The organism is Bradyrhizobium sp. AUGA SZCCT0177, assembly GCF_018130125.1.
Taxonomy (GTDB): domain Bacteria; phylum Pseudomonadota; class Alphaproteobacteria; order Rhizobiales; family Xanthobacteraceae; genus Bradyrhizobium.
In genome coordinates, this window is record NZ_JAFCMA010000013.1 from 146306 (window position 1) to 171805 (window position 25500).

The window sequence follows — 25500 nt, forward strand, 5'->3', positions numbered from 1 at the left end:
GTGTCCGTCGCGCTATTGAAAGATCTGCGGGACCTCAACGTTCTCGTCATCCACCCTTTGGACACTGAGGGAGAGTTTCTGGTCGATCATCTGCGGCGGATCGGATGTACCGTGAATTGCCGCTGGCCCGTCCCTACCGAACTGCCTGCGCATACCGATGTGCTGTTTCTTTCGATCGACGACGAGACGCGCCCCGAAACCGAACGGCTGCTCAAATCCATCGCGCAGCCGGCGCCGACCATCCTGGCGATCGTCTCTTACGAGAATCCATCGACGCTGCAGATCGTTCTCGAAAGCGGGGCGCTGGCCGTCATCGAGCGGCCGCTGAAACCGTTCGGGCTGCTGACAAACCTGGCGATCGCGCGAAATCTCTGGCTGCAGCAACAGGCGCTCAGCAAGCAAGCGCGCAAGTACAAGCGCCGACTGCTTGGCGATCAAAGAATGGCAAAGGCAAAAGCGATCCTGATGTCGAGCAGCAGGCTCAGCGAGGCTGAGGCCTATCACGAGATACGAAATCGAGCGATGGCGAGCCGCGTTCCGGTGGACGAGGTTGCCAATCTGATCATCAGGTCCGAAGATATGTTACGCAGCAGAGCGCAAGCAGATTAGGCTTGCAAATGATTGCGAGAGCAGATTAGCATATTGACGTTGATAGTGCCCCTCATGGGCGCCGTCAGGACGTCCCCTCACAACGAGGCCACGTCTTGACGTAGCGGCGGAATGTTCTCCGAACCGCAGGTGGCAGAGTTGCCCGCAGACCGTTGACCCGGTCCTGCGGGTTTTTTGTTGCCGGCTGACAGAGACGTCAGCGTCTTTCCAAACCAGTCATCACGCTGATTGATTTCAGCAGTGCCCGAAGCTTCGCACCAACCAGGGGAACAAGATGTCCTTCAACAGACGTGACTTTTTAAAGACGGCGGCGATCACCTCGGCCGCGATCGCATCGCCTTCTGTGATCAGGCAGGCCTTTGCAGCCGACCCGATCAAGGTGGGCGCGCTCTACTCGCAGACCGGCGGCCTGTCGATCGTCGAGAAGCTGCTGGCGAGCGCGGTGCAGATGGCCGTATCCGAGATCAACGCGGCAGGCGGCGTCCTCGGCCGGAAGGTCGAAGTCATCGTCGAGGACGGCGCCTCCGATCCAAAAACCTTCAACGAAAAAGCTTCCAAGCTCGTCATTCAGGATCGCGTGGCAACCGTGTTCGGCTGCCACACCTCGGCCAGCCGCAAGGCGGTGCTGCCGATCTTCGAACGGCGAAACGCCATGCTGTTCTATCAGACCCATTACGAGGGGTTCGAGTGTTCGCGCAACGTCGTCTATTCCGGCGCGGTACCGAACCAGCAGCTCGGCAAGTATATTCCGTGGATCGCCAAGACGCTCGGCAAGAAGAAGTTCTTCATCGTCGGATCGGACTACGTCTATCCGCGCGAGATGGCCAAAGTCAGCAAGAAGCTGATCGAGGCCGCCGGCGCGCAATGGACCGGCGACGAATATCTCGAACTCGGCCATTCCGAATGGGCGAGCATGGTCAAGAAGATCAAGGATTCGGGCGCCGACGTCGTGCTTTCCAACGTGGTCGGCGATTCCATCATCGCCTTCTACCGGGAGTTCAAGAATCAAGGTCTCTCGCAGGCGACGATCCCGATCTGCGCGACCGTCACTTCCGAAATCGAGATCGCGGCGATGGGCCCCGAATACGCCGCCGGCAGCTACACGTCGTTCCCCTATTTCATGTCGATCGACACGCCGGCCAACAAGAAGTTCATCGAAGACTTCAGGAAGTTCACCAAGGATCCGAAAGCGGTGACCTACCACTCGCTGGAGGCGGCCTATTTCCAGGTCTTCCTCTGGAAGCAGGCGATCGAGAAGTCGGGACAGGTTACCGCGGACGGCATTCGCGATGGCATCCGCGGCCAGACCTACGACGCGCCGGGCGGCAAGGTCAAAATCGACGCCGACAATCTGCATTGCTGGCTGACGCCGCGGGTCGGCCAGTGGCAGCCGGACGGCCAAAGCAAGGTGGTCGACGCCTGGCCGGAGCCGATCAAGCCGCTCGCCTATTCGGCCTATGGTGAAACTGAAAGCGATCTGTTCTGCACGGCGAAGGGGCTGGAAACCGCCAAGCTGAAATAAGAAGCTGGAGGCCCGGCCACATCGAAAAGACATTCCAGCCGGGGCGCACCTCCCACCCCAACGCGCCCTGGCTGGAAGATGTTCGGTGCACGGTCCGGCTCCTTCGAAAGTAGACACGACATGATCGACACGATGTTTATCGGCCTGAGCCTGAGCTCGATCCTGCTGCTGGTGGCGCTCGGACTTGCGATCACCTATGGCGCAATGGGGGTCATCAACATGGCCCATGGCGAGATGGTGATGCTCGGCGCCTACACCGCCGTGCTGTCGCGCATCTGGCTGGACGCCAACATCGTGATGGCAATTCCGATCGCCTTCGTCGTTACCGCGATCGTCGGCCTGGTCATCGAGCGCGTCATCGTCCGCCGGCTCTATGGCAGGCTGCTGGATACGTTGCTGGCCACATGGGGCGTCGCCATCCTGATACAGCAGGCGATCAGGCTTGAATTCGGCCTGTCGTTCTTCGGCATTCACGTCGAGGGCCTGGGGCCCGGTCTTCAGAACGTGCCGGTGCCGGCAGTCCTGCAGGGCACGTTTCATTTGGCTGGTGTGGAAATCAACACCTATCGCGCCTTCATCATTGTCGTCACCGCCGCCCTTGCGGCCGTGACCTGGTTTTTGTTGCAGCGGACCTCGATCGGAATGCAGGTCCGCTCCATCATCCGGAACCCGAAAATGGCGGCGGCCTGCGGCGTCGACGTCGCGCGCGTCAATGCCCTCACCTTCGCCTTCGGCTCGGGCCTCGCCGGAATAGCCGGCGTCATGATGTCGGGTTTCAAGACGGTATTCCCCGACATGGGCACGCCCATGGTGGTCGATGGCTTCCTGGTCGTCGTGGTCGGCGGTGTCGGAAGCCTGCTGGGATCGGTGCTGTCAGCCGGACTGCTCGGCGAGATCAACAGCGTGGTGGCCGCGCTCAAGAACGACACGATCGCCCGTGCCGTCATATTCGGCGTCGTCATTCTCATCATTGTCGTGAAGCCCAAGGGCCTTTTCTCGTTCAGGGGTCGTTGAGTCATGGCATCGAGGCAAAGATACGATTTTCTGCTCTACGGGCTCTTCGTCGCCGCCATTCTGCTGGCGCCGCTGATGCTGGACGAGTTCTGGCTGAACAGGATCGCAAAGTACCTGGTGTTCGGCATGCTCGGCGTCGCCGTCGCGCTGTCCTGGGGATACGCCGGCATCCTCAATCTGGGTCAGGGACTGTTTTTTGGCGCCGGCGCCTACATGCTGGCGATGTCGCTGAAGCTTGCCAGTCCGACCAGTCTGCAACAGGGATCCGACACGCCGGTCCCCGACTTCATGCTGTGGAACGCCGAGCCCGGCGCGCTGACGCAACTATGCTGCATCAACAAGGGCTCTTTCATATGGCTTCCGTTTCAAAGCCAATGGTTTGGCGTTGCCATGGGCATCGTGTTGCCGGTGGCGATTGCCACCATTACCGGACTGATCGTGTTCCGTAACAGGATTTCCGGCGTCTTCGTTTCGATCATCACACTGGCACTGGTGTTGCTGGTGCGCCTGCTGGTCATCGATGCGCAGCCGCTGACCAACGGCTTCAACGGGCTGACCGACCTCGCCTGGCTGACGATCGGGGCGTTTCAGTTCGACCCCTACAGCCGTGCGACGTACTATCTGGTTGCCATCGCACTGTCGCTGGTTCTCGTCGGTGCGCGTCTGCTGGTGAGCACGCGGGCCGGCCTCATCCTTCAGGCGACGCGGGATGACGAGACCCGCGCGCGCTATCTCGGGCTGGACGTTCCGAGCTACCAGATTTTCTTTTTCGTGGTGTCGGCGGCGATCTGCGGCTTCGCGGGAATGCTCTACGTGATGGTGTCGGAGTTCGCCTCTCCCACATTCATGGACCTGTCGTTTTCGATCACGATGGTGGTGTGGGCTGCGGTCGGCGGACGATCCTCGATTCTCGGCGCCTGCGTTGGCGCCATCCTCATCAACATGATCGAGGCCAAGGTCAGCGAGACCAAGGCTTTGGTGGAAGTGTGGAAAGCCGTGGTCGGGCTGATCTTCGTCCTCGTGGTGCTGTACCTGCCGCGGGGCCTTGGCGGGTTTGCGCACGATCTTATCGACCGCTGGCGGGCGCCTGCCGCGGAGGCGGCCTCCGATGAAGGGCTGGTGGCGGAAAGCCGCGACGCCCTTGCAGAGCGCGGGTGAGCGCCATGGCAGCCACCGCGCTCACGATCGACGGGCTTGAAGTCAGCTTCGGCAGTGTCAAAGCCGTCAACAACGTCACCATGACGATTGCTGAGGGAGAATTGCGCGTACTGCTCGGCGCCAACGGCGCCGGCAAGACAACGCTGATGGATCTGATTTCCGGCCGCACGCACAGCACCAGCGGACACATCCACCTTTACGACACCGAAATCACGAACTGGCAGGAGCACCGGATTGCCCGGGCCGGAATCGGCAGGAAATTCCAGATTCCCAGCGTGTTCCGCGAACTGACCGTCCGCCAGAATTTCGAGGTCGCCAGCTGCCGCAATCCCTCGGTGTTCGCGAACCTCGGATTCGGCTTTTCCAGGCATGCGCTCGCAAGGATCGAAGAGGTGCTCGACATTGTCGATCTCCGGGACAAGGCCGACGTGACCGCCGCTTATCTGAGCCACGGCCAAACCCAATGGCTCGAGCTCGGCCTGCTGATGCTGCAGGACCCGAAAATCATCCTGCTCGATGAACCGACTGCGGGCATGACGGCGGCCGAAACCAAAAAGACCGCAACCATCATCAACAGCATGCGGGGGCGGCACACCCTGCTCGTCGTCGAACACGACATGGCGTTCGTGCGCGAGATCGCCGAACGCATCACCGTGCTGCATCTCGGCGAGGTGCTGGCAGAAGGCGACATTGCATCGATTGAAACCAATGAGGCCGTCAGGCGGGCGTATTTGGGTTCGCGGAGTATCTCCTGATGCTGAGCCTGTCGAACATTCACAGCTTCTACGGACGCAGCCACGTTCTGCATGACGTCACGCTCAGCTTCGACAAGGGGCGGATCACCACGGTGCTCGGCCGCAACGGCGTTGGCAAAACGACGCTGCTGAAAACCCTGATGGGCATGACCGACAAGACCGCGGGAAAGATCGAACTGGACGGAACGAACATCACCTGTGAGCCGACCTTCCGCCGCGCCCGCGCCGGCCTCGCCTATGTGCCGCAGGGCCGCGAAATCATTCCGGACTTCACCATCCGCGAAAACATCCTGCTCGGAACCTTCGCCAGAACCGACGGCAGACGCATCATTCCCCCGCTGGTCGGCGAGCTGTTTCCGTATCTGCTGCAGAACATGGACCGGCTGGGCGGCGTGCTGTCCGGCGGACAGCAGCAGCAACTGGCCATCGCCCGGGCCCTCGCCTCGGAACCGGATGTGCTGCTGCTTGACGAGCCCAATGAGGGAATCCAGCCGTCGATCGTCGAGGAAATCGAGCAGACGATTATTCGCCTCAATCGCGAGATCGGCCTCACCATCGTGCTGGTGGAACAGAACATCGAATTTGTCCGCCGCGCGTCGCACCAGTTCGCGATGATGGAAAAGGGACGCGTGGTGGCTGAGGGCCCGGTATCGCAGCTCACGGAAGAGCTTGTGCACCTGAGAATGGCGATTTGAATCCTGGAACTTTCGGTATCCGCCGTGGCGGCGTGGCAGAGGTAAGGCAATGGCATCAGAGCGTTTCAAGGCGGCATCCATCCAGTTCGAGCCGACGATGTTTGAAAAGGAGCGCAACATCCAGCGCTTGCTGGAGATGACGAGCGAAGCTGCGACGGCAGGCGCGCGCCTGATCGTCACCCCCGAAATGGGCACCACCGGCTATTGCTGGTATGACAGGGCGGAAGTGAAGCCTTTCGTGGAAACCGTACCCGGTCCGACCACCGACGTATTTCATTCGCTTGCAAAGCAATTCGGCTGCTACATCGTCGTTGGCATGCCCGAGGTCGACGCCTCCACGGACCTCTACTACAACACGGCAGTCCTGATCGGGCCGTCCGGCGTTGTCGGCAAGCACCGCAAGTCGCATCCCTATATTTCCGAACCGAAATGGGCCGCGTCGGGAGACATCGCCCATATCGTGTTCGAGACCGAGATCGGACGCATTGCGCTACTGGTCTGCATGGACCTGCATTTCTTCGAGACCGCGCGGCTGGAAGCACTGGCTGGGGCAGATGTGATTTGCCACATCAGCAACTGGTTGCAGGAACGGGCGCCGGCGCCGTACTGGATCAACCGCGCGTTCGAAAATGGCTGCTACGTCATCGAGAGCAACCGCTGGGGCCTCGAGCGCACGGTGCAGTTCAGCGGTGGAAGCTGCATCATCGAACCGGACGGCAATGTTCAGGCGGTGCTGGATAGCGGTGACGGTATCGTGAATGGCGAGATCGATCTCGCCAGGGCGCGCCGGCGGGAGGTGTTGTCGGAGCCGATCTTCGAGGACCGTCGTCCCGAGCTTTATGCCAACCTGATGACGAACAGCTTCACCTGGAATCCGCGCGACTTCTTCAAGCTCTATGGCTACCAGCCGCTGCCTCCCGGGCAACTATCGCGGGCCGCGGTCGTGCAATTTACGCCAACCGACGACGTCGAGCAGAATCTCGCGCGCATTGAGGTCTTGGCCAAGGAGGCCGTCAGCGAGGAAAAGCCTGACCTCATTGTATTCCCCGAACTGTCGATGACCGGGATCGGCGCTCCCGGTGACCGCGCGCTTGACATCAAGGATCAGGCGGTCACGCGTCTTGTCCGCCTGGCGGCACGGTTGCGGGTACACATTATCGCCGGTTTCGCGGAGCGGGCCGCTGAAGGGCTATTCAACACCGCCGTTCTGGCCGGCCCCGAAGGGCTGGTCGGCAGCTACCGCAAGATTCATCTGAACGCGCGCGACAAGATCTGGGCCAGCGCCGGCTCGGACTGGAAAGTGTTCGACCTTCCAATCGGAAGGGTCGGCCTGCTGATCGGGCACGATGCCCTCTTCCCCGAGGCGGTGCGTTCGCTGTCGCTGCTCGGCTGCGACCTCGTCGCTTGCCCGGCCGCCATTGCCGGCCAATTTACCGGAGCTCACGAGGGGACCAGCATACGCCACAACTACCCGATCCCGACTGGCGCCGATCCCCACCATTGGCACGCCTTTCGCGTGCGCGGCGGCGAAAGCAACGTCTATTTTGCATTTGCGAACGTCTACGATCCTGATCGCGGTTACCTGGGAAAAAGCGCGGTATTCGGCCCGGATGCGTTTGCATTTCCACGCCAGGAGTCTGCCATCCTCGACGATGAGGGATTTGCAGCGGCAAGCGTCGATACGACGAACCTCGATACGCCCTACCCGACGAACATCGTTCGCAGAAAGGATCTTGTGATGATGCGCCTGCCGCACCATTACCCCGCTTTGGTGAAATGGCATCAATAGGGCGGCGGAAATCGCCCGCTGCGGAAACGAAAGGGTTCGCTTTTGCCGGGATTCGTTTATTGATCGTCCGCGACGGTACCGCCGTTCACTGGACGTGACGCGCGGCCAATCCTGCAGATCGAATTCGACCCCGGCATCGTATGCCTCAGGGGTCGCGCGGTAACAATGATGAAGCGGCTTGAAGGTGATTTCGACTATATCGTCGTCGGCGCAGGCACGGCCGGCTGCATCATGGCCAACCGGCTGTCGGCCGATCCCAAAAACCGCGTGCTGATCCTGGAAGCCGGCGGCAACGACAACTGGATCTGGTTCCACATCCCGGTCGGCTACCTCTTCGCGATCGGCAATCCCCGCTCCGACTGGATGTTCAAGACCGAGCCGGAGCCAGGCCTCAACGGCCGCGCGCTGGCCTATCCCCGCGGCAAGGTGATCGGCGGCTCGTCGGCGATCAACGCCATGATCTCGATGCGGGGCCAGGCCGCCGATTACGACCACTGGCGCCAGCTCGGCCTCACCGGCTGGGGCTATGACGACGTGCTGCCGCACTTCTTGGCGCTCGAGGATCATTTCCTCGGCAAGAGCGAACATCATGGCGCGGGCGGCGGCTGGCGCATCGAAGCGCCCCGGCTGTCCTGGGCAGTGTTAGATGCGGTCGGCGACGCCGCCGCGCAGATGGGCATCCGCCGCATCGCCGATTTCAACACCGGCGACAATGAAGGCATCAGCTATTTCCACGTCAACCAGAAGCGCGGCCGCCGCTGGTCTTCGGCGCGGGGCTTTCTGAAACCCGTGTTGAACCGCCAGAATTTGCGGCTGGAAAAGCACGTGCTGGTGGACCGGCTGATTGTCGAGAACGGCCGCGCCGACGGCGTGCGTTTCTATCAGGGGAACGAGATCGTCGAAGCCCGCACCAAGGGCGAAGTCATTCTCTGCGCAGGCTCCATCGGATCGACGCAGGTGCTGCACCGTTCCGGCATTGGCCCGGCCGACTGGCTCTCGCCGCTTGGCATCGACGTCACGCTCGACCGGCAAGGTGTGGGCCGCAATCTGCAGGACCATCTGCAGCAGCGCGCGATCTACAAGGTCGAGGGCGTGCGCACCCTGAACGAGACCTATTACAATCTGTTCCGGCGCGGCCTGATGGGGCTCGACTACGCGTTCCGCCGCCGCGGTCCGCTGACCATGGCGCCGTCGCAGCTCGGCATCTTCACGCGCTCCGATCCGCATCGCGAGCGCGCCAACATCCAGTTTCACGTGCAGCCGCTGTCGCTCGATAAATTCGGCGATCCCCTGCACCGTTTCCCCGCCATCACGGTCAGCGCTTGCAATCTGCGGCCGACCTCGCGCGGCACCGTACGCGTGCGCTCCGCCGAGGCAAGTCAGGCGCCCTCAATCGCGCCGAATTATCTGTCGACCGATGAAGACCGGCAGGTCGCCGCCGACGCCATCCGCACCACGCGCCGACTGATGAAGCAGCAGGCGCTGGCGCGATTTCGCCCCGAAGAATATTTGCCCGGTCCCAGCGTCGGCGACGACGATGCGGCGCTGGCAAAGGCCGCGGGCGATATCGGCACCACGATCTTTCACCCCGTCGGCACCGCGAAGATGGGATCGGCTTCCGATGCCACTTCCGTCGTCGACGAGCGCCTGCGCTTTCACGGCATTGCCGCCTTGCGCGTCGCCGACGCCTCGGTGATGCCGACGATCACGTCAGGCAACACGAACACGCCGACGGCGATGATTGCGGAAAAGGGCGCGACAATGATTTTGGAGGATGCGCGCGCTTGACGGGCCCGGCTCGGATTTCGATCGGCGATATTGAGTCGCGCATCGCGCTGGCGCGATGGGGTGCGGAGGATCGAGGCAGGCCGCCCGCGCTTCTATTGCACGGCACCGGCTTTGTCGCCGAGGTCTGGGACGACGTCGCCCGCGAACTCGCACAGGATTATACGGTCTATGCGCTCGACCGTCGCGGTCATGGCGACAGCCACAAGCCTGAGGCCAACCGCTATCACTTCCAGGATTTTGCTGAGGATGTGTGCCGGGTGATCGAGGCGCTCGATCTGACCGATATCTACGGCATCGGACACAGTGCGGGCGCGACCGATCTGTTATTGGCGGCGAAACTGATGCCTGCGCGCTTCGCACGATTGTTTGTGATGGAGCCGACGGTGATGGATCCGCGGGCGGCTCGACCTGATGGCTTGAGCGATTTCGGCAAAAGCGCGGTGCAGGGCGCGCTGCGCCGACAGGCCGAGTTCGAGAGCGCGGACGCCGCGTTCGCGCGCTATCGCGCCGCGCCGGCCTTTGCAAAATGGACGGAGAATTCGCTGCGGGCTTACATCCGGCACGGCTTCGCGCAGCAAGACGATGGCCGGGTGCGGCTGCTTTGCACACCCGAGATTGAGTCAGCCGTGCTGCTTCCGATCCTGGAGGCGATGGAGCAGGTTTACGCGGGCGACGCGCGCGGCAATCCGTTCGGGTGGCTGTCCGAGATCGAATGTCCGGTGCGGGTGGCCGTCACCGAGCAATCCTGGTCCATCTACAGGGAGATGGCGTCACGCGCCGTGGCCCTGCTTCCCGCCGCGAGCCAATGGACGTTCGAAGGCGCCGGTCACAGCGTAGCGCAGGAAGCGCCCCAACTCGTGCTCCAGGCGTTGTCAGCGTTCGAAGCACAAGCCGGGTAACGGACAATCGCAACCTGTCGCTTGCCCGCTTCTATGTCTGCGGCGGGTAGCGGTCGAATAACGGCAATTCGTGCGCGCGCTCCATCCAGCTGACCCGCTCGGCGACCTGGACGTGCACCATGACCGGAACGGCATCGGGATCGTCATAGGTGCCGCTTTGCACGTCGATGATCCCGGGCAGCATGTTCGCATTGGTGTAGAACAGGCCGGTTCCGCAATTGGCGCAAAACTGCCGCCGGCCGTGTTCGGAAGACGCGTAGACCTTCGGCTCGCCCTGCGTCACCTTGACTGCGTCTTCGGCGTACATCGCCCAGCCTACCATCGGTGCGCCGGCGTGCCGCCGGCAATCCGCGCAATGACACAACGCATGAACGATCAGGTCGCCGTCCACCTGGTAACGGATCGCGCCGCAATGACAGCCGCCGGTAATGCGCATCAGTCTCCTCCACATGATTTGTCGGGATGAGAATACTATGGCGCGGATCAGCCGAAAACTGCGGCATAAACGCATGTACGCCGCGCGGAATTCAAAAGCGAACTTCCGCTTGCCCAGATGGCGACTGTGTGTTGCGCTTTGGTGTTGCGTGTCGGCGTTACGCCGACTTCCGCACAGCGTTGTCGACCAGGGTCTTGCCGAGCGACCAGATCGCGCCGGGCACCTTGTGGCTGGAGGCGATGACAGTGTCGAACGCCTTTTCGATCCAGCTGCAGTCTTCTTCCGTAATGACCAGCGGCGGCAGCAGCTTGATGGTGTGGCTGCCATGGCCGGAAACCTGGGTCAGGATCTTGTGATCCTTGAACAGCGGCACCGTGATGAGCTGGCAGAACAGGCCCTTGTTGGCGGTCTCGAGCACGTTCCAAGATGCTTTCAGCCGCAGCGATTTCGGCGGACCGAATTCGACGCCGATCATCAATCCCTTGCCGCGCACTTCCTTCAGCAATTCGTAGCCGGGCACCATGCGCGTCAGCGCCAGCCGAAGCTCGGCACCGCGCTTGGCGGCCTGCTCGACCAGCTTTTCCGCCTTCATCACCTCGAGCGTGGCGATCCCGGCCGCCATCGCCAGATCGTTCTTTGCAAAGGTCGAGCCGTGCACGACCGCGCGGTCCATTTGATTGAAGATCTTGTCGAAGATGCTCTTGCGCGTCAGCAGCGCGCCGACCGGCACATGTCCGCCGGACAGCGCTTTTGCCAGCAGCACCATGTCGGGTTCGACGTTCCAGTGCTCGACCGCCAAGAACTTGCCTGTGCGGCCGATCCCGGTCTGGATTTCATCGGCAATGAACAGCGTGCCGTATTTGCGGCATAGCGCAAGAGCGCCCGGCAGAAACTCGTCGGTGGGCAGGTTGACGCCCTTGCCCTGGATCGGCTCGACGATGAAAGCGGCGACCTGACGCGACGACAGCGCCTGTTCGAGGGCGGCGAGATCGTTGAACGGGATCTGGGTGCATCCCGGCAACAGCGGCTCGAAGCCACTGCGGAAGTTCGAATCATCCATCAGCGACAAGGCGCCGTAGGACAATCCATGAAAGGAGTGCGAACAGGAGACGATGCCGGGCCGCCCGGTGGCGCCACGAGCGAATTTGATCGCGGCTTCGACGGTTTCGGCGCCGGAATTGGCGAAAAACACCTTGTCCAGATATGGCACATGTTCGAACAAACGTTCCGCCAGCACTCCGGCCAGCGTCGAGACGTCGAGCTGCACCAGATTCGGAAAATCGGCGTCGAGCACGCTTTTCAACGCATGGCGCAACGCCGGATGGTTGCGGCCAATCGCAAAAACGCCAAATCCGCTCAGTAGGTCGAGATAACGGGCCCCGTCACGATCGAACAGGTATTGACCTTGACCCTTCTGAAAGCCGACATCATAGCCAATCGTCTTGAGCACGCGGACGAGCTGCTCGTTCAAATGGCGCGAATGCATGGAACTGCGCTGCGCCTGGCGCTCCACAAACATCTCGGAAACGTCTAGATTTGAACTTAGCATTCGCTACATACGTCGCTTGATGGCCATTTCGTCAACTGAAAACGCCCAATGCGGCGTTTTGACCCCTCTCGGATAATCTACATAAGCAGGTTTGAACCATGTTGCACTGCCCAAGAACTGTCGCGCGCAGAATAGTTTTTTCCGGATTCTTTTTTGCCACAGGTGTTACTTCCACACTGGCCGCCGACCCCACAGGCGATTGGAAAGTGGCCGACGGCGTCGCCAACATTCGCGTAGCACAATGTAACGGCAACATGTGGGGTGCCGTCGCCTGGGAGAAGACGCCGGGTGGCCGCGATACGAATAATCCGGATGCCTCAAAGCAGAGCAGACCTACACTGGGCATGCCGATCCTGATCAACATGAAGAAGAAACCCGGCGTCGATGCCTGGGAAGGCCAAGTCTACAACGCCAAGGACGGACAGTCTTACAGCTCGACCATCAAGCCGGTCGGAACCGACCAGTTGGAGATTCAAGGCTGCGTGCTCGGCTTCCTGTGCGGCGGCGAGACCTGGACCCGCGTCGGGCCGCCGATTCCCTCAAGCCCGAGCAACAGCATGGCCAAGGGCGCCGCGCCGAAAAATCCGGCAGCTGCAGCACCGAAGGCTGGCGCCTCGGCGACGGCACCGGGTCTGACGCCCGCGCCCGGCTCGCCGGCGGCAACCGCCGCGCCGAAGACCACCGGTGCGGTGAGCCCGGCGCCGGGCCAAAAGCCCGTCGCCGGCCAGAAACAGGCGGCCGCCGATCCCGTCGGCGATATCTGCCTACTCCCCGATATCGCGCGGTTTGCCCATTAGCGCAGGCTGAAACAGCAGCACCGCCGCCAGCGTGGTGATGAGCGACAGCGCCAGCAATTTACCCATGCTGGCGGTGCCGGGATGACTTGATAGCCACAGGCTTCCGAAAGCCGTGGCGGTCGTGAGCGCGCTGAAAAAGATGGCGCGCGTCAGACTGGTCTGCAGCAGGTTCGTTCTGCCCGAGCGCCATGCCGTCACATAATAGATCTTGAAGGCGACGCCGATGCCGAGCATCAGCGGCCACGCGACGATGTTGGCGAAGTTGAGCGGCAGCCCGATCAGCACGCATATCTCCATCGTCACGGCGCCGGCCACCAGCAGCGGCACCAGCGTCAGCAACACGTCGGTGACCCGCCGCAACGCCAGCCAGAGCAGCAGGCTGATCACGATCAGCGCCCAGATACCGGCATGGATGAATGCCTTGACGACGGTATCGCCGGATTTGAGAATCGAGACCGGTCCGCCGATCGCAGTCGGCTCGGCGGCGAGAACCGCATCGGCAAACTTGCGCAGAACTTCATTGTCGTTCGGATCGCCCTTCGGCAGCGCCTCGACGCGCATCAGGCCTTCCTTGGTCTTCCAGCTGCTCACGAGTTCGGGCGGCAAGGTCTTCAACGTGACCGGCTGGGCCTGCATCGTGTTCTTGAGCTGGTCGAAGGTTATCTTGAGGGGGATGACGAAAACACTCTGCGCCTTGTCGCGAACCGCTTGGGTTGATTCGGCCAGCTTCGCCAGCGCATCCGCCAGCCGCCGTGCCGCGGTCGCGCCCGGGCCTTTGCCGTCGCCGGCGGTCTTGCGCAGGTTGTCGACCGAGCTCTTGAGCGCCTCGACGTTCTCGGCATCGGTCGGCGCCGCATCGACGGAATCCGGATTGAGCGCGGGGCCTACCACCTTGGCGGCCTGCGCGATCAGCTTCAGCTTGGCCGGCTGATCCTCCGGCACGAAACTGTCGAGCGACATCACGCGAAGCACTTCCGGCACCTTCTCCAGCTTCGCCTCGATCTTCTTGGCGTCGGCGTCCGAATTCGTCATCACGTTGATGGCGTTGGCGCCGGTGTTCGGATCCTTGCGCAGATCGAGGAAGGTCGCGATCGACTCCACCTGCGAGTTGCGCAGATTGATCGGATTGAAGTCGAACTTCATGAAATAGAGCAGCGGCAGACCGGCCAGCGCGACCAATATCGTGCCGGTGATGATGATGACGCGATGCCGCTCGAGAAAGTCATCGACCGGCGCCAGGAAGGCATAGCCAACCGGCTCGCTTTCGCCGGGCGGGTTGAGCAGCGTCAGCATCGCCGGCAACGTCGTGATGCTGGTGATGAACGCCACCAGCATGCCGGCACCGGCGATCTTGCCGAGTTCGGAAATGCCCTTGTAATCGGTCGGCAGGAAGCACAGGAAACCGGCGGCGGTCGCCATCGCCGCGAGCGACAGCGGGACCGCCGAGCGGCGGGCCGCGCTCTCCAGCGCGAGCACCAGGTCATCGTTCTTGAAGCGCTCCGAACGGTAGCGGACACTGAACTGGATGCCGAAATCCACGCCGAGGCCGACAAACAGCACTGCGAACGCGACCGACAGCAGATTGAGCGAACCCACCATCATCAGGCCGACCGCGGTGGTGATCGCAAGGCCGACGAACAGGTTCACGAACACGGCGAAGATGATCTTGCCTGAATGCAGCGCCATCCAGAGAATCACGAGCACGATCACGACGGTGCCGATGCCGTTGACGATCGCGCCATCCTGGACGGTGGCGTATTCCTCATTGGCGATCGGAACCGGTCCGGTCAGCCGCACGCGCGCGCCATACTCGCCCGCGAAATTCAACTCCTTGGCCGCCTGCCGGATCGCGTCGGTGGCTTCCTTGCCGGGCTCGAGCGCGTTGTAGTCGACCTTCGGCTTGAATTCGATGAAGGCGCGCTTGTCGGAATCGGCGAGCGGCTTGTCGCTGACAAGTTCGCGCCACGAGAACGTCGCCGTTCCCTTGCCCAGGATGTTCTCGACGGTCTGCGAGATCAGGTTGAAGGGCCGTTCCGCATTGTCGAGCTTGACCTGGCCGCGCTTGACGCCGGCAAGACCGGTTTCCAGCGCGCCGGTCAAACCGCGGATCGACGGATCGCCGGCCATGATTTCGATCAGCGGGGCGGCGGCTTCGAGCTGCCCGGCGACCTTGCCGACCTCCTCCACGGGCAGGAACAACAGCCCGTTCTTCTCGAAGAACTCGCCTGAACCGAGCGGCTGCACCGATTCGAAATTCTTGGTGTCGCCCGCAAGCTTATCGGCCAGCGCCTTGCCGGCGGCACTGGTGAGCTCGGGGGTCGGGCCCTCGACGACGGCCAAAATCAGCTTTTCGCGATCGAACGCCTTCTCAAACTGGTTGTCGCGCTTGCGCCAGTCCAGGTCGGGCGAAATCAGCGTGTTGATGTCGGTATTGATGGAGAAATTGCGAGCCGCATAGAAGCCCGCGCCAATCGCGAGGAGCAGCGAAAAGACGACGATGAGGGTGGCAAACCGCGTGCACGTTCTAACAATTGAGACAACCAGGCTGGTCAGCACATCATTTCTTTCTAAGTCTTAATAGGGAGCTTGCCGAAAACGTCCGCTGTCTAGCGGAGTTCCGGGGGGCGATCTACATCGGGCGATCTATTGTTGTGGTTACTGTCAGAGAGGCCCCGCGTAGAGAAGGCAAAACGGCCGAAATGGCATTGAGAAACCCCATATAGACGCCCAGTGCGGGCGAGAAAGTGACGAAACGGTGAGGAATCGGACAGAATTCGGGTATTAAGATACCTCAATCGACCTCAAGCCGAACACGGCCTTTTGCGTTCCGGCTTTTCTAGACGCTAATTTTTTGACACAAAGCCCTGTGCTTCCATGTGCTTGGGTGGATTACCCCCGGAACGGTGGTGCGGTTATTGCAGTTTGTTCGGCCGAGCCCGGCAGGACTGACTGCACGAAGGCATTTGAATGAATTTGGTGCAACTTGCGTAATGAGCGTCCCATGGAAGTATATCTTGCGCAGCCCCGCGGATTTTGCGCGGGCGTCGTGCGTGCCATCGAGATCGTCGAGCGTGCGCTGCAGAAATACGGCCCGCCGGTCTATGTCCGTCACGAGATCGTGCATAACAAGTACGTGGTCGAAAGCCTGAAGAACAAGGGCGCGATCTTCGTTGAAGACCTGTCGGAAGTTCCCCCGCTCGCCGTTACCGTGTTCAGCGCCCATGGCGTGGCCCGCAGCGTCGAGGAAGAGGCGGCCGCCCGCGGCCTGCCCGTCCTCAATGCCACCTGCCCCCTCGTCACCAAGGTCCACAATCAGGGCAAACGGTATATGTCGAAGGGCCGGGCCCTGATTCTGATCGGCCATGCCGGCCACCCCGAGGTCGAGGGAACCATGGGTCAGGTTCCCGGAACGGTCCTTTTGGTCCAGAACGTCGATGACGTGGCCTCCCTGACCCTCCCAATCGACACCCCGGTGGCCTATATTACCCAGACGACCCTCAGCGTTGACGACACAAAGGACATAATTGCGGCCCTTCAGGCCCGTTTTACAGATATTCAAGGCCCCGACATCCGGGATATCTGCTATGCGACACAGAACCGCCAATCTGCGGTAAGGGACCTGAGCAAACTGGTTGACGTCATTTTGGTGGTGGGGGCCGCCAATAGTTCCAACTCAAACAGGCTTCGCGAAATCGGCACCGAGGTCGGGGTCGCGAGTTATCTCATTGCCGATGGCAGCGAGTTGAACCCTGATTGGCTTAAGGATGCGAAGGCCGTCGGCATCACGGCGGGCGCCTCGGCGCCCGAAGTTTTGGTCGACGACGTGATCGAGGCTTTGAGACGTATCGGACCCGTCAAGGTGTCGGTGCTTCCTGGGAGGGAAGAAAATATCGAATTCCGGCTTCCAGCCGAACTGACTGCGGGCTGATCCATTCACGAGTTACGACGACTAAGGTCCAGAAAGAAATCCTGTAATGGCAATACCGTTCTTCAAGGAGTTGCGTATCGGCGGCTATCTGATCAAGCAGAAGCTGCTTGGCCGGAAGCGCTATCCGCTGGTGCTGATGCTCGAACCGTTGTTTCGCTGCAACCTCGCCTGCGTCGGCTGCGGCAAGATCGACTATCCCGATGCGATCCTCAATCGCCGCATGTCGGCGCAGGAGTGCTGGGACGCGGCCGATGAATGCGGCGCACCGATGGTGGCGATCCCGGGCGGCGAGCCCCTGATCCACAAGGAGATCGGCGAAATCGTGCGCGGCCTCGTGGCGCGCAAGAAGTTCGTCTCGCTCTGCACCAACGCGTTGCTGCTGGAAAAGAAGCTCGATCTGTTCGAGCCCTCGCCCTATTTGTTCTTCTCGGTGCATCTGGACGGCCTGAAGGATCACCACGACAAGGCGGTGTCGCAGAAGGGCGTGTTCGACCGCGCGGTTTCGGCGATCAAGGCTGCGAAGGCGCGCGGCTTTACCGTCAACGTCAACGCCACGATCTTCGACGGGCACGCGGCGGAAGAGATCGCCAAGTTCCTCGACTTCACCACCGAACTCGGTGTCGGTGTTTCGATGTCGCCGGGCTACGCCTATGAGCGTGCGCCGGACCAGGAGCACTTCCTCAACCGCACCAAGACCAAGAAGCTGTTCCGCGACGTCTTCGCCCTCGGCAAGGGCAAGAAGTGGAACTTCATGCATTCCGGCCTGTTCCTCGACTTCCTGGCGGGCAACCAGAGCTACGAATGCACCCCGTGGGGCATGCCGGCGCGCAACATTTTCGGCTGGCAGAAGCCCTGCTACCTGCTCGGCGAGGGCTACACCAAGACCTTCAAGGAATTGATGGAGACCACCGACTGGGAGACCTACGGCACCGGCAAGTACGAGAAGTGCGCCGACTGCATGGCGCATTGCGGCTATGAGCCGACCGCCGCCAATGCCGCGCTGGTCAATCCGCTGAAGGCGATGTGGGTGGCGCTGCGCGGCGTCCGGACATCAGGTCCGATGGCGCCCGAGATCAACCTCGATAAGCAGCGTCCGGCGCAGTACATCTTCTCCTCGGAAGTGCAGAAGCGCCTGTCGGAGATCCGCAAGGACGAGGCGTCTGCCGCAGCCGCCAAGCAGCAGCAAAAGGCCTCCACGGCCGCCTGAAGCCTTGCCGAGACCGCAACGCGGCTTGCCCGCGTTGCTTGAAGGCGAGACTCAAAACAAAGAAGCACAAACGAAAATGCCGTCGCACATGCGACGGCATTTTTCGTTGCAGCGGACCAGAGCATTATCGGTTCTGATTTAATCAGAACCGAAGCTCTGGACTCTTGTTTTGACGCTCTTCACGCGAACCGGTATCCACTTCGCTCGAAAACGCTCTATTTCAGCGGTCGTCAGGCGTTGGCCGCGGCCAGCCCCTCGCCGCCGGAGATGAAGCCGCGGCAGCCGCGCAGCGAACGCAGCGCACGATTGAAATCGATGCCCGTGGACACCAGCGCGCGCAACGTTCTCGGATTGCGCGCGACGCCGCGCAGCACCTTGCGCAGGTCGATATCGCCGTTCGGCTTGATCGCGCTCTTGGCCAAAGCCGGCAGCGCACGGCCGGCGGGATCGGAGATGACGCGGAGCGCCGCGAACGGAATGCCTGCCTTGGCCGCATAGGCCGCCGCGATATGGCTTTCCATGTCGACCGCCGCAGCCCCCGTCTCCGAATGCAGCGCGGCCTTGCAGGCGGTCGCCGCAATCACCCGCTCCACTCCGGCCAGACCGCCGCGAATCACGCGCCGCCGCCGCAGCGCGGCGCTGGCAATCACTTCCTCGTTGAGCGCCAGACCGGCCAGAAAGCGGGTATCGCCGGCCAGAACCTCGGTCGCGACCACGACATCGCCCGACTTCAGCGACGGATCGAGCCCGCCAGCGACGCCGAAGGAGATGACACCCCTGAATGTCGATGAATCCAGTGTCGCGAGCAGCGCGCGCAATTGCTGCGGATCGCTACTGCTGCAGATCACGATCATGCCTGGACCGGCCGCAATGCGGGCCTCTTGTACCAAGCCTGTAACGATCAAAACCGGTCGCGGATCAATTTGATTGAGATCACCCGAATTGAGATCACTCGAATTGTCCACGATCGCGGCGGCCCCCGCCCCCAAAGTCACATCCCGACCCCTACCACCCTGCTGTTGGTGCTTCTCAAATTCCGATACCGCGCCATCGCCCAGAGCGGAAAGAACTTCGAGTAGCCATGATAACGCAAATAAAACACCCGCGGAAACCCCGTAGCCGTGTAGCGCGGCTCATCCCACAGCCCTTTTTCGGTCTGTGTGGTTTTTAGGTACTCCACACCACGCGCAACTGCCGGATTCCCGACCTCGCCCGCTGCCATCAGTCCAAGCAAGGCCCATGCCGTTTGGGAGGAGGTCGATGGTGCGGCCTCGAATCCCCTGTAGTCCAGCCGGTAGCTGGCCGCATCCTCGCCCCAGCCGCCGTCCTGATTCTGAATCGATAGCAGCCAATCGACCGCCTTGCGAATCATTGGGTCCTGATGATCGACACCTGCGACATTTAGCGCACAGAGCACCGACCAGGTGCCGTAGACGTAATTCAGCCCCCAGCGGCCGTACCACGAGCCTTCGGCAAGCTGGGTGCGGCGCAGATAGTCGATGCCGTCGGCAACAGCCTTGCTGGTTGCGGCGGTTTCACCGAGTTGCGCCAGCATCGAGACGCAGCGCGCGGTGACGTCCTCGGTCGGCGGATCGAGCAGCGCGCCGTGGTCGGAGAACGGGATGTTGTTGAGATAATATTCGAGGTTGTTGACGTCGAAGGCGGCCCAGCCGCCATCGCGGCTCTGCATGCCCTCGATCCACTCGCGGCCGCGCGCGATCGCGGTATCGTACTCGTTGCTTCCGGACTGCTTGCGCGCACGGTCCATCGCCATGACAACGACTGCGGTGTCATCAAGATCCGGATAGTAGGCGTTGTTGTACTGGAACGCCCAGCCGCCCGGCCGCACGTCGGGACGCTTCACCGCCCAGTCGCCCTTGATGTCGAGAACCTGCTTCGGGACCAGCCAGTCCAGCGCCTGCTTGGTCTGCGGCAGCATTTCCGTGCCGCCCGCTTCGATCATTGCGTGGCAGGTCAGCCCGGTGTCCCACACCGGTGACACACATGGCTGGCAATAGGCTTCGTGTTCGCCGATCACGAGCAATCTATCGATACCCCGGCGCGTGACGGCGCGCGGCGGGTAATCCACCGGCTTGCCGAACGCCTCATACATCATCACGGTGTTGGCCATCGGCGGATAGATCGCGCCAAGACCATCCTCGCCGTTCAGCCGCTCTTCGATGAAGGCCACGGCCTCGTCGATCGCGCGGGCACGAAGCTTTTTGGGAAACAGCGGTTCGATCGTGCGCAGGACGACATCGAGCGAGCGGAACAGCATGAACCAGCCCCAGCTCTGATGCGGCGCCTTCGCCGTCATGCCCACCGACTTCGGATCCTGCAGGAACAATTCGTCGATGCCGACGCCTTTGGGATTCTTTGCCAGCGGCTTCAGCGCCGCCAGCACCATCAGCGGCACGATCGTGGTGCGCGCCCAGTAGGAGATCTTGTTGATATGGAACGGCGACCACATCGGCAGCAGCATGATCTCGATCGGCAGCACCGGTACCGCGCGCCAGGTCAGCACGCCGTAGAAAGCCAGCAGGAAGCGGGTGAACACGTTGACTTTGGCGGCCCCGCCGCGCGAACGGATCGCCTCGCGCGCCCGCACCATGTGCGGCGCATCGACGGAATCGCCGATCATCTTCAGCGCGAAATAGGACTTCACGCTGGCGCTCATGTCGAACGCACCGTCCTGCACCAGCGGCCAGCCGCCATGATTGCCTTGCGTGCGCCTGATATAGTTGGCGATCTTGGCTTCGAGTTCGCTATCGACGGGCTCGGCGAGATAGTGGCGCAGCAGCACATATTCCGACGGGATCGTGCTGTCGGCTTCCAGCTCGAATACCCAGTGCCCGTCGGATTGCCGATAGCCGAGCAGCGCCTGCGTCGCCGAGGAGATCGATTTCTCCAGGGCGACGGGATCGACTGCCGCGATGGGATCGGCGACAACGCTGTGATCGACGGAAGACATTTCGTCAGACATCCCTCTGTTCGCGATCGCGCACCGTAAAGCCGGTCACGCTCTCTTCCAGTCAGGCCATCATGCTCTGGCCAGAACCAGATCGGCCGCGCGGTCACCCGACCGCACCGATCCCTCGATGGTTGCCGGCAACCCCGTATCAGTCCAGTCCCCGGCGAGAAACAGGTTTTTGTAAGCGGTGACCGGGCCCGGCCGCAGCGCGTTCTGCTCCGGCGTCGCCTCGAACGTAGCACGGCGTTCGCGCACGATCTGCCAGGGCGGTAATTCGCCCTGCACGCCTCCTGCCTTGCAGACGTCGCGCCAGATCGCCTGCGCGAGTTCTTCACGCGGCATATCGACCAAACGGTCGCCATTGCTGATGGTGACCGACAGGCGCTGCGGGAACGCAAACAGCCATTCCACCAATCCACCGACGACGCCAAGGATCGGCGCCGCATCCCTTGGCGGATCGAAGCGGAAATGCGCATTGACGATGGCGCGAAATTTCGTCGGCGTTTTGAGACCCGGCAGCAACGACGCGGCGGGACGCGGCGGAACAGCGAGCACCACGACATCGTCGGGCGCCAGCGAAATCGCATCGTCGCCGAACTTCAGTTCCCCGACATGGCTAGCGTTCATCCCGAATTCACGCAGCTCATGCCCGAGCTGAACGCTGGCGCCCTTGTCCTGCAGCAGCTTGATCGCAGGTTCGATCAGCACCGAACTCAACCCGTCGCGGGCGATCAGCGGCCGGCAGGCCTGGCCGCCGGCCAACAGAGTTTCACGGACGATCGCGCCGGCCAGCCCCGCCGAGCCCTCCGGCGGATCGACGTTGAGCGCGGCCAGCAGCAACGGCTGCACCAGCCGCTGGTACAGCGTGCCCTCGCAGGGGATCGCCTTGCCAACCAGTTTGTCCGTCCCTGCCCAGATCAGCGGCATCAGTGCGAGATAATCGCGCAAGGACGTGTCGGGCACCCGGCGCGCCTCGTCGAACACCCACAGCGGCAGCCGGCCATCGCCGAGATCGAGCTGCCAGCGCTGGCCGGTCGAGACGTCGCAGAAGGGAAACTGCGCGCGCTTCGGTCCGACCAGTCCCGCCTCGGTGCCGATCGAGCGCGCATAGGCCAGCGCATGGCTGTTGCCCGACAGCAGCAGGTGATTGCCATTGTCGATCATCAAATTGGTGGCGGCGTCGAAATAGGAGCGGCAACGGCCGCCGGTCGTTTGCGTGGCCTCGTGGACGCACACCCTGTAATTGGCGTTCGCGAGCCGGACGGCGGCGGAGAGGCCGGAAATGCCGGCGCCGATGATGTGAGCGGTTTTTTGCATCAGATGATCGCGTAACGGAGAAGGATGCCGATCTTGGCCATCTTGGTGACGCGGACCGGCGCGCGCGGCGCGGCAAAGCCCCGTTCCAGCAACAGGTCGAGGATCGCGCGGTAATATTTCGACATGATGCGGGGCGCGCGCACCTTGCGTCGCGAATTGCGCTTCATGATCTCGTCGGCTTTCTCGAAATACGCCTTGGCCCGTTCCGCCAGCGGCTGGCAAACTTTCGGCAAAGCGCGTTCGACGATCACCTTCTGCGGGTCGTCGCTCGTGATCCCGGCATGCAGCAGGGCTTCACGCGGCAGATACAGACGGCCGAGGGTGGCGTCTTCATCGATGTCGCGCAGTATGTTGGTCAGTTGCAGTGCGCGGCCAAGATGATGCGCGAGTTCAACGCCGTCATTCTCCGGAAGGCCGAACACCCGTACCGACAAACGCCCGACGGCGCTCGCGACGCGGTCGCAATAAAGGTCGAGCGTTGCGAAATCCGGCGCACGGATGTCCTGCGGCACGTCCATTTCCATGCCGTCGACGACGGCCAGAAAATCCTCGCGCTTGAGGCCGAAGGTCCGCACCGGGGCGACGTAATCCTGCAGGCGTGCCGGCGGACGGCCCTGATAGAGCGCGTCGATATCGTCACGCCATTGCTGGAGGCCGGCGAGCCGCTCGGGCCGCGGTTCGTGGGAATCGGCGATGTCGTCGACCTGCCGGCAAAAACTGTAGATCAGGAACATCGCCTCGCGCTGGTCGCGCGGCAGGATGCGCATCGCGGCATAGAACGAACTGCCCGACGCGGTGGTGCCGTAATTTGCGTCGGCCGCCGCCGTCTCTGATGTCATGCGCCAGCCGCCGGGTTCGACACGGGCCGCCGGCCCACCGCGCGGCGCGCGATCTCGCTGGCGACACCGCCGAGGCTTTGCGCCAGCAATTCGAGCGGACTGAGATGCACGCGCTCAGCGAGCGGATCGCGCACCTTCAGCAAGCCTACGATCTTGTCGGCAAAGGCCTGGATCACCGAAATTTCGAGGCCGAGGCGGAAATCCTTCACTTCGGCCGCCAGCGATTTGCTTTCGTTGAGCACGGTCTCGGTCCGCACCGCGAGCGCCTGCAGGCACTTCAGCAAAGCGGGCGGTGACTTCGCCTCGCCCAGCATCTCGACCGTAGCACCGGCGGCTGCGAGCGCTTCGCGCGGCAGATAGACACGGTTGAGGTCGCGAAAATCCTTGGCGCAATCCTGCAGGTGGTTATTGATCTGCAGGCCGGCGCACAGCGCATCGGAGGCGGCCCAGGTCGAGGTGCTCTCGCCGTGGACGTCGAGCATGAAGCGGCCGACCGGCATCGCCGAGTAGCGGCAATAATGGATCACGTCGTCCCAGTTCTCGTAACGCAGCTTGGTGACGTCCATCCGGAACGCAATCAGCACGTCGAGCGCGTGGCGCGGCGGCATCTCGCGCGCGGCGAGCGCGTGGCGCAGGCTGACCGCCTCCTTCTGGGTGTCGCCCTTGCCGAGCAACTCCGCTTCAAAGAGGTCGAGAAGCCTCAGCTTTTCGTCTGGCGGCAACGTCGCGTGATCGGCGATGTCGTCGGCCGTCCTGACGAAATTGTAGAAGCTGAGAATCAGCGCCCGGTGACGCGGATGAATGATCCACGACGCGACCGGAAAGTTCTCGTCACGGTGGGTTTTTCCGGATCGCAGTTCGCTCGCGCTGGTCATCAAAAGCTGGCTACATTGGTCCAAATGGCGGCACGCGCCGATATCAGGCGCATGCGACGGATCGCGAGCCCCATATAGGGGAATACGCCGCCAAAACCAATGCTATCTGGGGCATCAAGCCCATGCCGCCGCCCGGCAAACATACCGGAACGGGCCTTGCGACGGTTAACCGATGTGGGCGCGGGTTATTGCCCGTGGCTTTTCAGCACCTGGTCGCAGGCAGCCGTGATCTTCGGGCGATTTTGTTGCAGGCAGGCCAGGATGGTGAAATCGCCCTGATCAATCACCGCGCGGCAAAAGCGCTGCACGTCACGGGAGCACGCCTTTTGCTCTTCCGGCGTTCCACTGCGCTGCTGGGCGAAGGCATCCGATGACACCGCGATCGACAATAAAGAGAGAGCCAAGAAAAGTTTACGCATCGTATTCCTTCATTTCGGCAGCAAGAAATCCTGTTCCCGAATCGTGTTTCAGCATCGCCGGGACGGATTTGTTTGAAGACGCCGCGTAGCGCAGCAATGAGCAAACGACAAGCACTGGTAAATGCGGCCAAATTTGCGACGGCGCCGCTAATCCATCAACCAATTGATATATAACGCCTATTTTCAACATATTTTTCTTCGCACTTGGCTGTTGCGGACAGGCCCCCGCAAAGCTAGATGCTGCCGACGAAGCTCGACGGATATTTCTTGATTCCAGTGCGTGAAAATGCCGCCTGTCGGGGCGCTATCGCCGCAGCTGGCATTTTGTCATTTGAACCTAACATATCGCGGGAACACTAAATCTTCGATGTGGGCGAGACGTGTCTTTGAAAGAACGTCTATTTTGATGGGAAAATCACAATGAAAATGTTTGGTTCCAGCCTGTTTGGTCAGGCTCTCACGGCCGTCGGCGTTGGCGCCGCGCTGATGTTGTCGGTCTCCGCAGGCTACACGCAGGCGGGAGGCCCGTTTGCCGGTTTTGACGGAAATTGGGCGGGCGCAGGCACGGTCGCGCTGTCCAACGGCACCACGGAAAACATCCGCTGCAAGGCCGACTACAAGGTCAACGCGAACGGGCTCGGCCTGAAGCAGAACCTGAACTGCGCCAGCGACAGCTACAAATTCGTTCTCTCCAGCGACGTCACCAGCCAGGGTGACCGTATCTCCGGCAACTGGAGCGAGAAGAGCCGCAACATCTTCGGCAACCTGCAGGGCACCGCGGGCGGCGGACAGATCGACGTGTTCGTCGAGGCGTCCGGATTTGCGGCCAATTTGAACTTGCGGACCAACGGCACCAAGCAGATCGTCCAGATCAGCTCCAAGGGCGAAATCCGCGGCGTCAACATCACGCTGACGAAGACCTGATCAAGCGGT

At 61.9% G+C, this 25500-nt stretch carries 23 protein-coding genes; 13 read left to right on the top strand and 10 right to left on the bottom strand.

Annotated elements, in window-relative coordinates; genetic code table 11:
• The 9 genes from JQ597_RS17345 (at position 1) to JQ597_RS17385 (ending at position 10229) form a co-directional block, all read left to right on the top strand.
• Positions 1-609, top strand: a complete 609-nt coding sequence (locus JQ597_RS17345) for an ANTAR domain-containing response regulator (RefSeq protein ID WP_212265462.1) — start codon at positions 1-3, stop codon at positions 607-609.
• 274 nt (positions 610-883) lie between these two features.
• Positions 884-2131 (top strand): transporter substrate-binding domain-containing protein, encoded by a 1248-nt coding sequence (locus tag JQ597_RS17350; RefSeq protein ID WP_212033330.1) that lies wholly within the window; start codon positions 884-886, stop codon positions 2129-2131.
• Positions 2132-2251: 120 nt separating this feature from the next.
• Positions 2252-3145, top strand: a complete 894-nt coding sequence (urtB, locus tag JQ597_RS17355) for an urea ABC transporter permease subunit UrtB (RefSeq protein ID WP_212265463.1) — start codon at positions 2252-2254, stop codon at positions 3143-3145.
• 3 nt (positions 3146-3148) lie between these two features.
• Entirely contained in the window at positions 3149-4303 is a 1155-nt protein-coding gene (gene urtC, locus JQ597_RS17360) for an urea ABC transporter permease subunit UrtC (protein WP_212265464.1), read from the top strand.
• 5 nt (positions 4304-4308) lie between these two features.
• Entirely contained in the window at positions 4309-5058 is a 750-nt protein-coding gene (gene urtD / locus JQ597_RS17365) for an urea ABC transporter ATP-binding protein UrtD (RefSeq protein WP_212265465.1), read from the top strand.
• Positions 5058-5753 (top strand): urea ABC transporter ATP-binding subunit UrtE, encoded by a 696-nt coding sequence (urtE, locus tag JQ597_RS17370; protein ID WP_212265466.1) that lies wholly within the window; start codon positions 5058-5060, stop codon positions 5751-5753. The genes urtD and urtE overlap by 1 nt, the downstream gene beginning before the upstream one ends.
• 49 nt (positions 5754-5802) lie before the next feature.
• Positions 5803-7542 carry a nitrilase-related carbon-nitrogen hydrolase gene (locus tag JQ597_RS17375; protein WP_212265467.1) on the top strand — a complete coding sequence of 580 codons (1740 nt, stop codon included), beginning with the start codon at positions 5803-5805 and terminating at the stop codon, positions 7540-7542.
• 165 nt (positions 7543-7707) lie between these two features.
• Entirely contained in the window at positions 7708-9330 is a 1623-nt protein-coding gene (locus JQ597_RS17380; RefSeq protein ID WP_212265468.1) for a GMC family oxidoreductase, read from the top strand.
• The gene (locus tag JQ597_RS17385; RefSeq protein ID WP_212265469.1) at positions 9327-10229 is read left to right on the top strand and encodes an alpha/beta fold hydrolase; all 903 of its coding nucleotides are present in this window, start codon (positions 9327-9329) and stop codon (positions 10227-10229) included. The genes JQ597_RS17380 and JQ597_RS17385 overlap by 4 nt, the downstream gene beginning before the upstream one ends.
• A gap of 31 nt (positions 10230-10260) precedes the next feature.
• Here the strand turns inward: JQ597_RS17385 and JQ597_RS17390 are convergent, their stop codons facing one another.
• Together JQ597_RS17390 and hpnO are read right to left on the bottom strand one after the other, a co-directional pair.
• On the bottom strand, positions 10261-10665 hold the full coding sequence (locus JQ597_RS17390) for a GFA family protein (RefSeq protein ID WP_212265470.1): 405 nt from the start codon (positions 10663-10665) through the stop codon (positions 10261-10263).
• Between the two features lie 157 nt (positions 10666-10822).
• On the bottom strand, positions 10823-12214 hold the full coding sequence (gene hpnO, locus JQ597_RS17395) for an aspartate aminotransferase family protein (protein ID WP_212265471.1): 1392 nt from the start codon (positions 12212-12214) through the stop codon (positions 10823-10825).
• A 98-nt stretch (positions 12215-12312) separates the two neighbouring features.
• Between hpnO and JQ597_RS17400 the strand changes: the two genes are divergently transcribed.
• The gene (locus JQ597_RS17400; protein ID WP_212265472.1) at positions 12313-13011 is read left to right on the top strand and encodes a DUF2147 domain-containing protein; all 699 of its coding nucleotides are present in this window, start codon (positions 12313-12315) and stop codon (positions 13009-13011) included.
• Here the strand turns inward: JQ597_RS17400 and hpnN are convergent.
• Complete coding sequence (hpnN, locus tag JQ597_RS17405; RefSeq protein WP_212265473.1) at positions 12979-15567, bottom strand: hopanoid transporter HpnN; 2589 nt, start codon at positions 15565-15567, stop codon at positions 12979-12981. The genes JQ597_RS17400 and hpnN overlap by 33 nt on opposite strands.
• 445 nt (positions 15568-16012) lie before the next feature.
• Between hpnN and ispH the strand changes: the two genes are divergently transcribed.
• Together ispH and hpnH are read left to right on the top strand one after the other, a co-directional pair.
• Positions 16013-16939, top strand: a complete 927-nt coding sequence (gene ispH / locus JQ597_RS17410; RefSeq protein WP_212265474.1) for a 4-hydroxy-3-methylbut-2-enyl diphosphate reductase — start codon at positions 16013-16015, stop codon at positions 16937-16939.
• A 46-nt stretch (positions 16940-16985) separates the two neighbouring features.
• The gene (gene hpnH, locus JQ597_RS17415; protein ID WP_212265475.1) at positions 16986-18146 is read left to right on the top strand and encodes an adenosyl-hopene transferase HpnH; all 1161 of its coding nucleotides are present in this window, start codon (positions 16986-16988) and stop codon (positions 18144-18146) included.
• A gap of 230 nt (positions 18147-18376) precedes the next feature.
• On the opposite strand, the gene JQ597_RS17420 is transcribed toward hpnH, so the two are convergent.
• The 7 genes from JQ597_RS17420 to JQ597_RS17450 all read right to left on the bottom strand — a co-directional run bounded on the left by JQ597_RS17420 (position 18377) and on the right by JQ597_RS17450 (position 24757).
• Entirely contained in the window at positions 18377-19069 is a 693-nt protein-coding gene (locus JQ597_RS17420) for a phosphorylase (protein ID WP_312010856.1), read from the bottom strand.
• A 68-nt stretch (positions 19070-19137) separates the two neighbouring features.
• The gene (gene shc, locus JQ597_RS17425; protein ID WP_212265476.1) at positions 19138-21117 is read right to left on the bottom strand and encodes a squalene--hopene cyclase; all 1980 of its coding nucleotides are present in this window, start codon (positions 21115-21117) and stop codon (positions 19138-19140) included.
• A 69-nt stretch (positions 21118-21186) separates the two neighbouring features.
• The gene (hpnE, locus tag JQ597_RS17430) at positions 21187-22434 is read right to left on the bottom strand and encodes a hydroxysqualene dehydroxylase HpnE (RefSeq protein ID WP_212265477.1); all 1248 of its coding nucleotides are present in this window, start codon (positions 22432-22434) and stop codon (positions 21187-21189) included.
• On the bottom strand, positions 22434-23273 hold the full coding sequence (hpnD, locus tag JQ597_RS17435; RefSeq protein ID WP_212265478.1) for a presqualene diphosphate synthase HpnD: 840 nt from the start codon (positions 23271-23273) through the stop codon (positions 22434-22436). Before hpnD ends, hpnE begins: the two co-directional genes overlap by 1 nt.
• A complete protein-coding gene (gene hpnC, locus JQ597_RS17440; protein ID WP_212265479.1) occupies positions 23270-24148 on the bottom strand; it encodes a squalene synthase HpnC in 879 nt (292 codons plus the stop codon). Before hpnC ends, hpnD begins: the two co-directional genes overlap by 4 nt.
• Before the next feature lie 185 nt (positions 24149-24333).
• The gene (locus JQ597_RS17445; protein ID WP_212265480.1) at positions 24334-24567 is read right to left on the bottom strand and encodes a hypothetical protein; all 234 of its coding nucleotides are present in this window, start codon (positions 24565-24567) and stop codon (positions 24334-24336) included.
• A complete protein-coding gene (locus JQ597_RS17450; protein ID WP_212265481.1) occupies positions 24560-24757 on the bottom strand; it encodes a hypothetical protein in 198 nt (65 codons plus the stop codon). The genes JQ597_RS17445 and JQ597_RS17450 overlap by 8 nt, the downstream gene beginning before the upstream one ends.
• A gap of 230 nt (positions 24758-24987) precedes the next feature.
• Here JQ597_RS17450 and JQ597_RS17455 point away from each other — a divergent pair, with 230 nt between their 5' ends.
• Positions 24988-25491 (top strand): hypothetical protein, encoded by a 504-nt coding sequence (locus JQ597_RS17455; protein WP_192737358.1) that lies wholly within the window; start codon positions 24988-24990, stop codon positions 25489-25491.
• The last annotated feature ends 9 nt before the right edge of the window (positions 25492-25500 follow it).

Excerpts from the sequence above, each read along its gene's own strand:
- JQ597_RS17350 (WP_212033330.1), top strand. The coding sequence starts at position 884 with ATGTCCTTCAACAGACGTGACTTTTTAAAGACGGCGGCGATCACCTCG.
- urtB (WP_212265463.1), top strand. The coding sequence starts at position 2,252 with ATGATCGACACGATGTTTATCGGCCTGAGCCTGAGCTCGATCCTGCTG.
- urtC (WP_212265464.1), top strand. The coding sequence starts at position 3,149 with ATGGCATCGAGGCAAAGATACGATTTTCTGCTCTACGGGCTCTTCGTC.
- urtD (WP_212265465.1), top strand. The coding sequence starts at position 4,309 with ATGGCAGCCACCGCGCTCACGATCGACGGGCTTGAAGTCAGCTTCGGC.
- urtE (WP_212265466.1), top strand. The coding sequence starts at position 5,058 with ATGCTGAGCCTGTCGAACATTCACAGCTTCTACGGACGCAGCCACGTT.
- JQ597_RS17375 (WP_212265467.1), top strand. The coding sequence starts at position 5,803 with ATGGCATCAGAGCGTTTCAAGGCGGCATCCATCCAGTTCGAGCCGACG.
- JQ597_RS17380 (WP_212265468.1), top strand. The coding sequence starts at position 7,708 with ATGATGAAGCGGCTTGAAGGTGATTTCGACTATATCGTCGTCGGCGCA.
- JQ597_RS17390 (WP_212265470.1), bottom strand. The coding sequence starts at position 10,665 with ATGCGCATTACCGGCGGCTGTCATTGCGGCGCGATCCGTTACCAGGTG.
- hpnO (WP_212265471.1), bottom strand. The coding sequence starts at position 12,214 with ATGCTAAGTTCAAATCTAGACGTTTCCGAGATGTTTGTGGAGCGCCAG.
- JQ597_RS17400 (WP_212265472.1), top strand. The coding sequence starts at position 12,313 with ATGTTGCACTGCCCAAGAACTGTCGCGCGCAGAATAGTTTTTTCCGGA.
- ispH (WP_212265474.1), top strand. The coding sequence starts at position 16,013 with ATGGAAGTATATCTTGCGCAGCCCCGCGGATTTTGCGCGGGCGTCGTG.
- hpnH (WP_212265475.1), top strand. The coding sequence starts at position 16,986 with ATGGCAATACCGTTCTTCAAGGAGTTGCGTATCGGCGGCTATCTGATC.
- shc (WP_212265476.1), bottom strand. The coding sequence starts at position 21,117 with ATGTCTTCCGTCGATCACAGCGTTGTCGCCGATCCCATCGCGGCAGTC.
- hpnE (WP_212265477.1), bottom strand. The coding sequence starts at position 22,434 with ATGCAAAAAACCGCTCACATCATCGGCGCCGGCATTTCCGGCCTCTCC.
- hpnD (WP_212265478.1), bottom strand. The coding sequence starts at position 23,273 with ATGACATCAGAGACGGCGGCGGCCGACGCAAATTACGGCACCACCGCG.
- hpnC (WP_212265479.1), bottom strand. The coding sequence starts at position 24,148 with ATGACCAGCGCGAGCGAACTGCGATCCGGAAAAACCCACCGTGACGAG.
- JQ597_RS17445 (WP_212265480.1), bottom strand. The coding sequence starts at position 24,567 with ATGCGTAAACTTTTCTTGGCTCTCTCTTTATTGTCGATCGCGGTGTCA.
- JQ597_RS17450 (WP_212265481.1), bottom strand. The coding sequence starts at position 24,757 with ATGTTGAAAATAGGCGTTATATATCAATTGGTTGATGGATTAGCGGCG.
- JQ597_RS17455 (WP_192737358.1), top strand. The coding sequence starts at position 24,988 with ATGAAAATGTTTGGTTCCAGCCTGTTTGGTCAGGCTCTCACGGCCGTC.